We start from the raw sequence: 12222 nt of genomic DNA on the forward strand, positions 1-12222 counted from the left end.
CGCACGCGAGGAACCTTCATGCCGGAACAACGCAACAGAGTGCTGACGGAACGCATCGCATCGCGATGGGTGCGGCTGCATACCGCGCTCGTCCTCTTCTTTCTCATCGCACCGATTCTCGCGATCATCCCGCTCTCGTTCAACTCGGGATCGTACTTTTCGTACCCGCTGCAAGGCTTCTCGCTGCGCTGGTATCAACAGGCGCTGACGAGCCCGGACTGGCAGCGCTCGCTGTTGAACAGCATCGGCATTGGCGCGGCATCGACGCTGATCGCCACCTGTCTCGGCACGCTCGCGGCGCTCGGCCTTTCGCGCGCGCAGTTTCCGTGGCGCTCGGTGATCATGCCGATCATCATCTCGCCGATGATCGTGCCGATCGTTGTCGTTGCGGCGGGCTTTTATCTGATCTTCGCGCCGCTCGGGCTCGTGAACTCGTACCCCGGCGTGATTCTCGCGCACGCGGCGCTCGGCACGCCGTTCGTCGTGATCACCGTGACGGCGTCGTTGCTGTCGTTCGATCAGAGTCTGTTGCGCGCCGCGTCCGGCCTCGGCGCCGCGCCCTGGATCGCGTTTCGCCGCGTGACCTTGCCGCTCATCATGCCCGCCGTCGCGACCGGCAGCGTGTTCGCGTTCGCGACTTCGTTCGATGAAGTGATCGTGATTCTGTTCATCGGCGGGCCGGATCAGCGCACGGTACCGCGGCAGATGTGGAGCGGTATCCGCGATTCGATCGATCCGTCGATTCTCGCCGTGGCGACGATGCTTATCGTCTTCGCCGTCCTGCTCTTCGCCAGCATCAACTGGTTGCGCGGGCGGGCGGCTGCAGCCAGCCGCGCCCTCGTCTGAACACGCTTATACGACGGCTTCGACCTGACGGCGCGGCAACATGCGGTCGAACTCGCGCTTGACGATGCCGTAGCACTCGCAGGCGCGCTCTTCCAGACCCGCGCGATCCAGCACCTTGATGCAGCCGCGGCTGTGATGAATCAGGCCCGCGTCGTGCAACTTGCCGGCGGCTTCGGTCACACCTTCGCGACGTACACCGAGCATGTCGGCGATCATCTGTTGCGTGACACGCAGTTGATCCGACGGCGTGCGGTCCGTCTGAATCAGCAGCCAGCGGCACAGTTGCTTCGAGAGCGAATGATGCCGATTGCAAGCGGCCGTCTGCGCGACCTGCGTGAGGAGGGCTTGCATGTACAGCAGCATGATGCGGCGCAGGAAGTCCGAGCGGCCGAAGTGCTCGCGCAGCGCGCCCGCGCTCATCCGATAAGCGAAGCCCGCGCACTGGACCTGTACGCGCGTCGGCATGGTGTCGCCGCCCGTCAGCACAGGCACGCCCGACATGCCTTCGCGACCGACCGCCGCGACCTCGACCGAGCCGCCGTCTTCCATCGTATGCAGCAGCGAGATGATTGCCGTGGTCGGGAAATACACGTGATGGATGCGTTGGCCGGAATCGCAGAGCAGTTGCTCGGTGCGCAGTTGGACCAGTTCGAGATGCGGCGCGATGGCCTGCCATTCTTGCGCCGGAAGCGCGCCCAACAGATGGTTGCCGTGCAGGTCGGATTGGAGAGTCAACATGTTCTTATGCTCTTGTCTGTGCGCTTGGCGCTGTGCTTTTTTCTGGCTCGCAACGGGTTTCGTGCACGCTCGAATGGCGTTCATCGAACCCGTTGCGACCAGCCCCGTAGCACGAAGTGGCCGCAGTTTTTATCGTTGAGGATCGCGGTGGTCTTCGTGCTTGGTCATACATAAGCGAGAGGTGTGCCAGCACACGCTAATCCTTGTACCTGTGTGGCTTTGCGCTCCGACGCCGCGCGCCGCGCCGTGTCCTCGATCAAAATTGATTCAACCGTGAAAAGCGGTCTTCATACGGTATGCGGACTGAGCGCCCATGGCCGCCAAACGTTTTCGTCTGCTGAATAGCCCGCACAGCGGTGATCGGGCGGCGCGGCCCAGGCGCGCAACGCGCCCGCAACTTCGCCTGAAGGCCTGTCGCAAGGGAAGCGAGCGGCATTCGAAAAATGTTGCAATCGTGGTCATGCTTCGGGGCTATCGGACGCGGAGCCGGCAGGACGGCTGCGCCGGAAGCCTTATGCGGCGGGACGCGTGCGGATTTCGTCATGACTTTGATGCCGTGCTGAAAGACTTCGGCGGGGAATGCAGCCAGCGCGAAAAAACGTTGCATTGCGTACACCTTGCCGATTTTCTGGTCTGACAAGGGACGCGTACCGTCTGTAGATGATGGTGGCTCGTGATGGCTTGAGGGCCGTCTTCGTGCTGCATGCGTCGATACATGCGCCATGCGCTTACCGTCATGCGCAGCGATCTTATGTGCGCTAACGAACGCATCGAACATTCAGCAGACATCAACGCAAAACCCGCCCCCAAGCGCCGCAAAAACCGTTAGTGTCTCAAGTTGCGATCGAGTCGATTCACGCTGGCGGCGGCCACTCATTTCATTGCAAGCGCCCCGCATCGAGCAGCACATATACCGACAGCCAGAGCGCGTCCCGTATCTTCTTTCGACCATGAAAAACCTGGCGTTGCGCAAGACTCCCGGCTCATTCGACCTGAGCCGCCCGCAAAGCGTTGACCGCCCTTTCTTCGCGACGCCCGCGGGGTGGGCGTTCGTGCTGCTCGCCTCATACATCCTATGGTTTCTCGCGACTTCCGAACGATCGATCTACCGTCTGCCCGATCAGGAAGCGTATATCGCCTACTTCCGCTATACCGACTGGAACTGGCTCGAACGCTATTTCCAGCGGCGCGGATTTAGCCCGAGCCTCATTCCGCGCATCGTCACCGACGAAATCGGCTGGCGAATCTGGATTCTCTTCGTCAATGCTTTCGGGTTCACGCCCGACACGGCCATCCGCATTACGGTCGTGCTCGCCAACGGTCTCGTGTTCCTGGCGCTCACACGCCTGCGCCGTCCGCTGACCGGCTTGCTGTTGTGGATCGTGATTCCGTCGGCGCTGTGCGTGACCGGGCTGTTCCAGATTCGTCAGGGCTTCGCGTTCGCCATTGCGGTGCTCTTTGCCATCGTGTTCAGGCGCCCGGTGCTCGGCTTGCTGATCGCCAGCACCATCCACACGACGGTGGCATTTCCCGCCCTGCTGCTGATCGCCGCGCGACTGAGCGGACCGAACAATCGGACGGCCATTACGCTGGTGAGCATCGCCGGCGCGATGTTGTCGATGAGCGCGCAGATGCTCTTCGATACCTTCGGCGGCCGGCGTCTCGGCGATTACGCGGGCTATCAGGCGGAGTTCTCGGTCAATCTGCTCGTGCTGATGCTGTCCTATTCGATCGGCTCGATGCTCCTGATGACATCGCTTCCGTATATCCGCGCGTTGCGCCTGCGCTCGTCGATGCGCGAGCTTGCGCTCATGCACTTCGGTCTCGTCGTGTATCTCGTGTTTGCGTTCACGCTCTTTCCATTCGGCAAGGACCGCGTGTTCTATTACATTTCGCTGATGCTGCCATTCTTCGTTCAGGAGATACGGGTCAAGGACGGCCTCACGCTCTGGATGCTGGTCGTGCTGTACTTCATGATTTTCGCGGAGGCTTTTCTCGCGTATCAGAAAGGCGTGTACGCCTACTTCCTGAAATGACGCCAGTCCGACGGCCTGTATGATGACGGGCTCGCGCGCCAGCGCCTGCGCGCGAGTTCGCATTCACTCTCGTCGATCTCAAGGAAGACCGCCATGACGGCCGCAACGCAATTCGATCAGGTTTCCGTTATCAAACGCGCCAACGTCTATTTCGACGGCAAGTGCGTGTCGCACACCGTGCTCTTCGCCGACGGCTCGCGCAAGACGCTCGGCGTGATCCTGCCGGGCACGCTCAACTTCGGCACCGATGCACCCGAACTCATGGAAGTGCAGGCCGGGCAATGCCGCATCCGGCTCGCGGGCAGCGACGAATGGAAAACGTATAGCGCGGGCGAATCGTTTTCGGTGCCGGGCAAGAGCCGCTTCGATATCGATGTGATCGAAACGCTCGACTACGTTTGCAGTTATCTTTGAGCGAAAACGGAGTCTGTCCAATTTTTAGCGATGTCCACGTTTCGTGTACAATCCGAAAAATTGGACAAACGACTCCGCCATGCCGCCCGCCGATCACCATATCGAGCAAATGGTCGAAACCGCCGCCGCTGCCTTCAGCGACGCGACCGGCCTCACCGCGCGCCGCACGAAGGCGCCCGCGCGCAGCGTCTATGACGCCGCCATCGAATTTCGCTTCGGCACCGCGCGCGTCAAGCGGCCCGTGATCGTGCGGGACATCGTCGACAGAGTCGGCGCGCTGTCGGCCATTGCGTCGGCGTCGCACGAGCACAGCGTCAAGCCTGCGCTCGTCACCACTTATCTGTCGCCCAACATGATCCGCGCTTGCCGCGAGATGAACGTCGATGCGCTCGATCTGGCGGGCAACGCGAGTCTCGTCGAGGGCACTAGCATCGTGATCGTCTCGGGGCGTCCGCGCGTGGCCGCCAGCAAGGCGCCGCGTTCGCGAACGTGGACCAAATCGACATTACGCGTCACGCTCGCGCTGCTCGTCACGCCGGCGCTGCTGGAGCGCGGCTATCGCGACATCGCACAGATTGCGGGCGTGAGTCACGGCACCGTGCAGAACGCCGTGCGCGCGCTCATCGATCACCGCGACGTCTTCGAGCGTCCCGACGGCCGCGGCCTTCAGTTCGCCGACCGCGAACGGCTGATCGACGAATGGGTCACGCTGTATCCGCGGCAATTGCGCGAATCGCTCGTGCTGGGACGCTATCGCGCCGATTCGAACGACTGGTGGCGCGACGTTTCCGCCCTTCCCGGTCAGTGCCAGTTCGGCGGCGAACCGGCTGCTGCAATCCTCACGGAATATCTCAAGCCGGCCACGGTCACCGCCTATTGCGCCGACGCCGTGCCGCGCGAATGGATCATGCAGGCACGGCTGCGGCCCGACCCTGCGGGCAACGTCGAGTTCCTGCGCGCGCCGGTGAAACTCATGCCTGTCGATGGCCTGCCGCCGAACGTCGTCGCGCCGCTGCTCGTTTATGCCGATCTCGTCGCAAGCGGCGACCCGCGCAATCTCGAAACCGCCAGGATGCTGCGTGAACGCTACCTCGCCGCTTGAACTGCTGCCGCATCGGCCGCTCGCCGGAACCATTGCCGCGATGCTGCGGGAAGTCGTCGCCGCCGCGGAGGCGACGAACATCGCGTGGTTCGTCGGCGGCGCGAGCGCGCGCGACATCGTGCTCACGCACGTCCACGACATCCAGGCGATGCGCGCGACCGCCGACGTCGATATCGGCATTGCAATCCAGAGCTGGACCGGACACGACGCCTTGCGGCGCATGCTCGTCGCAGCGGGGAATTTCAGCGCGCCGAAGGGCTCGGCGCATCGGCTGGACTATCGCGCGCCGACGACCGGCGAGCGCACCTGGCTCGATATCGTGCCGTTCGGCGGCGTGCAGGACGCACGCGGCGAGATCGCGTGGCCGCCGGATCAGGCGGTGCGCATGAACGTCGCGGGCTTCCGGCAGGCGCTCGATGCCGCGCTTGCCGTGCGCATCGCGCCGGATCTGATCGTGCCGGTCGCGTCGCTGCCCGCGCAGGCAATGCTCAAGATCGTCGCGTGGCAAGACCGGCACGCGGCCGACCGCAAGGACGCCATCGACCTGCTTTTTCTGATGGCGCGCTATGCGCAGGCGGGCAATCTCGACCGCCTCTATTCCGATGCCTTCGATCTCGTGGAGCGGCACGGCCACGATCCGGACATCGCCGGCGCGGCACTGCTCGGCCGCGACACGGCCGCAATCGCGGATGACGCCGTCCGCGCGCAGATTGTCTCGATCCTGCGCCCGGACGATCCCGCGCCGCCGATCCTGACGCACATGCTCGGCTCGCGCATGCCGGTCTTCGAGGCGGATACGTCGGAGACGATCGCCGCACTCTTCGACGCATTCAGGCGCGCGTTTCAGGAATCCGCATAAATCAGCCGTTGCGGAACAGATAGCTGTACGCGTTGAGCGCGGGCACGCCGCCGAGATGCGCGTAGAGCACCTTCGAGCCCTCGGGAAATTCGCCGTTGCGCACCATCTGGATCATGCCGTCCATCGACTTGCCCTCGTAGACGGGATCGGTCAGCACGCCTTCGAGCCGCGCGCACAGACGGATCGCCTCGAGCGTGCCTTCGTTCGGCAAGCCGTATTCGGGACCGCCGAAGCGCGTATCGAGGATCACGTCATCGCGCGTGATGTCCTGACCGAGATCGACGAGTTCCGCCGTGTGCTTCGCGATGCGCAGAATCTGCTCGTGCGTCTGCTCGGGCTTGGCCGATGCATCGATGCCGATGACGCGCCGCGCGCGCCCGTCCGCCGCGAAGCCGACGACCATGCCCGCCTGCGTGCTGCCCGTCACCGAGCACACGACGATGTAATCGAACCTGAAGCCCAGTTCCGCTTCCTGCGCGCGCACTTCCTCCGCGAAGCCGACGAAGCCCAGCCCGCCCAGCGGATGCTCCGAGCAACCCGCCGGCACCGGAAACGGCTTGCCGCCCGCCGCGCGCACGCTGTCCATCGCGTCCTGCCAGCTTTTGCGGATGCCGATATCGAAGCCGTCCGCGACAAGCCGCACGTCCGCGCCCATCATCCGCGACATCTGGATATTGCCGACGCGGTCGTACACGGCATCCGAGTAATTGACCCAGTTCTCCTGCACGAGCACGCACTTCATGCCGAGATGCGCCGCCACCGCCGCGACCTGGCGCGTCTGGTTCGACTGCACGCCGCCGATCGACACGAGCGTGTCGCAGCCCTGCGCGAGCGCCTCGGGAATCAGATATTCGAGCTTGCGCGTCTTGTTGCCGCCGAAGGCCAGGCCGCTGTTGCAGTCCTCGCGCTTCGCGTAGAGCTGCACCTTGCCGCCGAGATGCGCCGAGAGGCGCTTGAGCGGCTGAATGGGCGTCGGTCCGAAGGTCAGCGGATAACGGGGGAAACGTTGCAGGTTCATGATCGGCATCCTCGCGATGATGGGACGGTAGCCGCCGCGCATGCCGCGACGCCTGAGCACAATCGTAGAGAATCGCCGTTTCGACCGGGTTGCGAAAAAAAGCCGTTCGACCTAACGTTTCGTACCAGCATGGTTCGAGCACTTATGTTTATTTCGTTCAAATCCTTTGTGACGCAATGAAAAAAACCGCACCGAGTCGAAACCCGCAACAGGCGGGCGTGCAGACCGATCGCGTCGATCGCGCGATTCTGCGTCAGTTGCAGCGCGATGCATCGATCTCTAATGTCGCGCTCGCCGAGAAGGTCAATCTGAGCGCGCCCGCGTGTCTGCGGCGCGTCGAGCGGCTGCGCGAGGCGGGCTTAATCCGCAGGACTGTCGCCCTCCTCGATCCGAAAGCACTCGACGCAGGCATGCTCGTGCTGATCGGCGTGATCCTCGACCGCTCCACGCCCGATTCCTTCGATGCCTTCGAGAAAGCCGCGCAGAAAGTGCCCGGCTGCATGGAGTGTCACGTGGTGACGGGCGAGTTCGACTTCTTCATGCTGATCCGCACGCGCGACAGCGAGAGCTTCAACCGTCTGCACGCCGAGAAGCTGCTTTATCTGCCCGGCGTCCGGCAGATTCGCACCTTCGTCGTCTTGCGCGAAGTTCTCTCGACGACGGCGTTTCCCATCGGCGAAACGGCCGGAACGCGCTCGGCCTGAACTTGCGGACGTCCGAAAAACACAACTTTGCGAAAGACCTGCTGAAAAATTACGCTACGATTCAGGGTTTTCCATGCTCGGGGCACCCCGTTTCGTTGTGACTGCGTCCGATTTCAAAGCCTGGGCCAAGGCCGTTCTGGCTCGCCTCGCGGTGCGGCTGCGCCCGCATCTGCGGCCCCGCACGCTGCTTCTTCTGCCGGCGCTTTTCGTGCTCTACGTGCTGGTGCTGATTCCGTTCACGCCCGGCATCCGCGATATTCGCCGCGCGAAAGTCGATCGGCCCGCGCAAATCTATTCCGCCGACGGCAAGCTGCTCGCCGAATTCAAGCCGACGCATCGCGAATGGGTGAGCCTCAAGGAAATCTCGCCGCAAGTGGTCGATGCGCTGATCGCGACGGAAGACCGGCGCTTCTATCAGCATCACGGCATCGATTTCAAACGCACGGCATCGGCGGCGCTGCATACGCTCAAGGGCGACAAGCAAGGCGGCTCCACGCTCACGCAGCAACTCGCGCGCAATCTCTATCCGGAGGAAATCGGCCGCTCGCAGACCGTTACGCGCAAGCTGAAGGAAGCCATCACCGCGTTCAAGATCGAAGCGCTTTATTCGAAGGATGAGATCCTCGAAACCTATCTGAACACGGTGCCGTTTCTCTACAACGCGTACGGCATCGAAATGGCGGCGCGCACTTACTTCGACAAATCCGCGGGCCAGCTCGACGTGCTTCAGAGCGCGACGCTCATCGGCATGTTGAAGGGCAATAGCTATTACAACCCGGTGATCAATCCCGAGCGCGCGCTGGACCGGCGCAATATCGTGCTCGGGCAGATGGTGAAGTTCGGCCATCTGCCGGCGGCGAAGCTCGACGCGCTCGAAAAACGTCCGCTGCGCATCGACTTCGAGCGGCAGACCGAAGAGCCCGGACGCGCGCCGCATTTCGCGCAGCAATTGCGCAAGTGGCTCATCGGCTGGGCCGACGACAACGACTACAACATCTATTCCGATGGCCTTATCGTGCGCACGACCATCGACTCGCGCTTGCAGACCATGGCGACGAATTCGCTCGCGTGGCAGGGCAACCAGTTGCAGTCGATCGCCAATGCGGCGTGGGGCGGACGCGGCGGCTGCGCGAACGCGGATGCGAATCTCGCGCATGCGTTCATCCGCGAGACGGGCGACTATCGCGCGGCGCGCGATGGCGGCATGAACGACGCCGACGCCATCAAAAAGCTCGGCGCGGACCGCGCGTTCATGCAGACGCTGTGCGAGAACAAGACGCGCGTGCAGGCCGCGTTCGTCGCGCTCGATCCGCGCAACGGCCAGATCAAGGCATGGGTCGGCAGTCGCGACTTCACGCAGGATCCGTTCGATCACGTCGCGCAGGCGCGCCGCCAGCCCGGCTCGACCTTCAAGCCGTTCGTCTACGGCGCGGCGTTCGAACACGGCGCGAAGCCGACCGACACGTTCATCGATCAGGCCGTGGAAATTCCGGTGAAAGGCGCGGAAACGTGGCGCCCGACCGACGACTCGCCGCCGTCCGGCCGCCCGGTGAGCCTGCGCGACGGCATCGCGTATTCGAAGAACCGCATCACCGCGCAATTGATGGAATCGGTCGGACCGGGGCGCGTGGCGCGGCTCGCGCGCGACATGGGCGTGCGCGAAAGCCATCTGGATGTGGTGCCGTCGCTCGCGCTCGGCACCAGTCCCGTCACGCTGAAGGAGATGGTGTCGTCGTACGGCACCATCGCCAATGACGGCAGCTACATGGAGCCGCTGCTCGTCACGCGTATCGAGAACAAGGAAGGCGAAGTGCTCGCGCAGTTCGAGAGCGCGCCGGAGCGCGCGTTGTCGGTGGATGCGACGCGCACGCTCGTCGACGTGATGCGTGACGTGATCAATCGCGGCACCGGCACGGCGATCCGCACGCGCTTCAACATTCGCGCGGACGTCGCGGGCAAGACCGGCACGACGCAGGACAACGCGGACGGCTGGTTCATCCTGATGCATCCGCAACTGGTGGCGGGCGCGTGGGTCGGCTTCAACGACAGCCGCGTCACGCTGCGCAGCGATTACTGGGGACAAGGCGCGCACAGCGCGTTGCCGATCATCGGCGACTTCATGCAGCGCTCGTTGCGTTCGCGTCTGATCGACGCGAACGCGCGCTTCGACACGCAGGAGACGCCAAGCCTGTGGCACACGATGGTGACGCGCGTGCGCACGTGGTTCGCGCAGACCTTCACGAAGGAACCGAAGCCGACCGCGACGAAGCAAACGTCGGCGCAAAAACCCGTGCGCGTGAAGCGCGCGCCGGCCGAACCGGTGGCCGAAGTGACCGAAGCGCCTGAAGCACCTGGAGCACAGCCTCAGCCGCCCCTATTCACGACGATGCCGCCGATCCTCCCGTCTCCCGCCGACGATACGGCCAGCGACGCGCCCGCGAGCCAGACGCAGCAATAAAGCCCGGACGGTTTCACCGGCAACTGCGCCGCTCGTAAAGCGACCATTCGCCGGAGCGCATCAGCAAGGCGACGTCGCATTCGTCGTTGGCAAAAAAGCTCGCGGCCAGCGGCTCGGCCTTGCGCACGAAGAAGTACCGATACGTGCGGCCGTTGTCCCGCTTCCATTCGAAGGTCTGCGGAAAGTCTTCGAGCCTCGATGCCTGGAGCGGAAACTCTGTCGGCCTGAAACGCACGATCTGCGGGATGAACATCGCAAAGTTCAGCTCGACGAAGCCGTGTTGCTCCGCCTGATACCACACGGCCTGATGCATGTAGGCCGTGGGACTCTCGTACGCGGTGCTCGCGCGGTCGAACACGAGATTGAGCGCGCGCTGACCGGGTTCAGTACGCGCCAGCATCTGGTCCAGCGCAGCGTTTTCCGCGATAAAGCGATGCAGCCGCACCGACTGGTCCGCCAGAAAGATCCAGCATCCCGCGACGATCGCCAGTTGAACGCCGAGTCCGCGCAGCATCCCCGGTCGGTTGCTCGACGACGCCCGCTGCGCGCCGTGCGCGGCCGGCGTCGGGGCGACGAACATCAGCGCATACGCGGGCAGCAGAAACATGGCGAAGCGCTGATACAGCAGCGAAGTCTTGAGCGCCGTGTCCGGCACGAACAGCCAGATGATGGTCACGACGACCATCGGCACCATCACCGAGCGGTCGGGGTTGATCCTGTCACGCCAGAGCCACGGCGCGGCGAACATCAACGCGACGAGAGGCAGGTACATCACGCCGTCTTTGGTCAGCCCCCATACCAGCACCGGGAACGCGAACAGACGCTTCCAGTTCCGCCAGCCCCAATCGAAAGCGACAATGTTTTCGGTCGTGCGCCCAAGAAGCGGATCGCTCACATGGCTCCACGCGGCATACACCACGCAGAGCAGAAACAGCGGCACGAAAGGCGCAAGCGTGCGCACCTTGCCCGCCAGCGAACGACGACTGACGAGCACGAAGCCGACGCCGACCGCACACGCGAACAGAAAGACGAGGCCGTGACAGAAGAACAGCGCCGTCCCTGCGAGGACCACGCCGATGCCTTTCTGAAGCGACGGTGTCGTGGCAAAACGGTGCGCCAGCCAGATGAACAGCATGCCCACCGGCGCCGCGACCAGAAACGTATAGAAGCCCCATGCGAACGCGAAGCCGAAAAAGCCCGGTACGAAAAGCACGTCGAGACGAGGGTCGCCGTTGAGATGCCGGCGAAAGCCGATACAGGACGCGACGAACGCGAAGTAAGCCAGCATCAGCAACAGCTTGAGCGCGACGGATACAGGCATCACGTACGTGAGCGGCAGCGCGAGCCCGTAGCCCACCAGATAAGGCGTGAACAGATTGATCTGTACGAGGCTCTGCCACGGCGACGCATGCTCGAGCAAATCGCGCAGCAACATCACCTGCCCCGCGTGCTGCGGCAGATCGGCGAACGGCGGGCGCGGCGCAAGCCAGAACAACACTGCGCCGTACAGCAACGTCACGATGAACAACGCGCGCGGCAGCATGGCAATGAGCGGACTGCTGCGCGAGAACGGCGCGCTTGCGGACGACACGGAACGTTCGGCAGGCATGTTCATGGCGTGTGCTCGAGTGTGCTCGACGATGAAGCGCGGATGATGCCCGGTTCCTACGAACGTACGACCCCGGTTCCCGGCATGTACAACACCATGACGCTCGCGAGGAGCAGCAACGCGCCGGTCATGGTGCGCATCGAGAGGCCGCCGCCGAGCGCAGCGTCGAACAGAAGAATCTCGACCAGCGTGATGGCGACCATCATCGGATAGGCGATGCTCAGTTCGACCTGCTTCAACGCGAGCGCATAGAAGGCAAAGCCGGCACCATAGGCGCCGATTGCGGCAAGCCGCAAGCCGAGCGGCTTGGCCGCGAGGCCCGCAATGAGGAGATCAGTCGGCAAGACGGGCAGACGCCCCGCGAAACGCAGCAAGAGACTCGCGAGGGCGCTGCATGTCCCGCTCAGGAATACGAGAAAAAAAGGCATAAGGTCAGAT

Annotated in this window: 12 protein-coding genes; 8 read left to right on the forward strand and 4 right to left on the reverse strand. The window is 63.5% G+C overall.

The window, feature by feature from the left end:
• The first annotated feature begins 18 nt into the window (after window positions 1-18).
• Window positions 19-846: an ABC transporter permease gene (locus BRPE64_RS24545; RefSeq protein WP_016347616.1), complete on the forward strand. Its 828-nt coding sequence runs from the start codon at window positions 19-21 to the stop codon at window positions 844-846.
• A gap of 6 nt (window positions 847-852) precedes the next feature.
• Here the strand turns inward: BRPE64_RS24545 and BRPE64_RS24550 are convergent, their stop codons facing one another.
• Window positions 853-1584 carry a Crp/Fnr family transcriptional regulator gene (locus tag BRPE64_RS24550; protein ID WP_044043179.1) on the reverse strand — a complete coding sequence of 244 codons (732 nt, stop codon included), beginning with the start codon at window positions 1582-1584 and terminating at the stop codon, window positions 853-855.
• Window positions 1585-1897: 313 nt separating this feature from the next.
• On the opposite strand from BRPE64_RS24550, the gene BRPE64_RS33050 reads away from it, so the two are divergent.
• The 5 genes from BRPE64_RS33050 to BRPE64_RS24570 all read left to right on the forward strand — a co-directional run bounded on the left by BRPE64_RS33050 (window position 1898) and on the right by BRPE64_RS24570 (window position 5995).
• Window positions 1898-2221 carry a hypothetical protein gene (locus BRPE64_RS33050; RefSeq protein ID WP_144063513.1) on the forward strand — a complete coding sequence of 108 codons (324 nt, stop codon included), beginning with the start codon at window positions 1898-1900 and terminating at the stop codon, window positions 2219-2221.
• A gap of 328 nt (window positions 2222-2549) precedes the next feature.
• On the forward strand, window positions 2550-3620 hold the full coding sequence (locus tag BRPE64_RS24555; RefSeq protein ID WP_144063514.1) for an EpsG family protein: 1071 nt from the start codon (window positions 2550-2552) through the stop codon (window positions 3618-3620).
• Window positions 3621-3713: 93 nt separating this feature from the next.
• Window positions 3714-4034, forward strand: a complete 321-nt coding sequence (gene ppnP, locus BRPE64_RS24560) for a pyrimidine/purine nucleoside phosphorylase (RefSeq protein WP_016347619.1) — start codon at window positions 3714-3716, stop codon at window positions 4032-4034.
• 79 nt (window positions 4035-4113) lie between these two features.
• Entirely contained in the window at window positions 4114-5136 is a 1023-nt protein-coding gene (locus BRPE64_RS24565) for a type IV toxin-antitoxin system AbiEi family antitoxin (RefSeq protein ID WP_016347620.1), read from the forward strand.
• The gene (locus BRPE64_RS24570; protein ID WP_016347621.1) at window positions 5114-5995 is read left to right on the forward strand and encodes a nucleotidyl transferase AbiEii/AbiGii toxin family protein; all 882 of its coding nucleotides are present in this window, start codon (window positions 5114-5116) and stop codon (window positions 5993-5995) included. The genes BRPE64_RS24565 and BRPE64_RS24570 overlap by 23 nt, the downstream gene beginning before the upstream one ends.
• 1 nt (window position 5996) lies before the next feature.
• Here BRPE64_RS24570 and BRPE64_RS24575 read toward each other — a convergent pair whose 3' ends face one another.
• Entirely contained in the window at window positions 5997-7013 is a 1017-nt protein-coding gene (locus BRPE64_RS24575) for a 1-aminocyclopropane-1-carboxylate deaminase (RefSeq protein ID WP_044043183.1), read from the reverse strand.
• A gap of 176 nt (window positions 7014-7189) precedes the next feature.
• Here BRPE64_RS24575 and BRPE64_RS24580 point away from each other — a divergent pair, with 176 nt between their 5' ends.
• Together BRPE64_RS24580 and BRPE64_RS24585 are read left to right on the forward strand one after the other, a co-directional pair.
• Window positions 7190-7717, forward strand: coding sequence for an Lrp/AsnC family transcriptional regulator (locus tag BRPE64_RS24580; RefSeq protein WP_016347623.1), 528 nt, complete (start codon window positions 7190-7192; stop codon window positions 7715-7717).
• Between the two features lie 73 nt (window positions 7718-7790).
• A complete protein-coding gene (locus tag BRPE64_RS24585) occupies window positions 7791-10175 on the forward strand; it encodes a penicillin-binding protein 1A (protein ID WP_084675825.1) in 2385 nt (794 codons plus the stop codon).
• A 13-nt stretch (window positions 10176-10188) separates the two neighbouring features.
• Here BRPE64_RS24585 and BRPE64_RS24590 read toward each other — a convergent pair whose 3' ends face one another.
• Both BRPE64_RS24590 and BRPE64_RS24595 read right to left on the reverse strand, forming a co-directional pair.
• A complete protein-coding gene (locus tag BRPE64_RS24590) occupies window positions 10189-11790 on the reverse strand; it encodes a hypothetical protein (protein WP_016347625.1) in 1602 nt (533 codons plus the stop codon).
• Window positions 11791-11840: 50 nt separating this feature from the next.
• Entirely contained in the window at window positions 11841-12212 is a 372-nt protein-coding gene (locus BRPE64_RS24595) for a DMT family transporter (protein WP_016347626.1), read from the reverse strand.
• Window positions 12213-12222 lie beyond the last annotated feature (10 nt).

It is taken from the genome of Caballeronia insecticola (assembly GCF_000402035.1).
Taxonomy (GTDB): domain Bacteria; phylum Pseudomonadota; class Gammaproteobacteria; order Burkholderiales; family Burkholderiaceae; genus Caballeronia; species Caballeronia insecticola.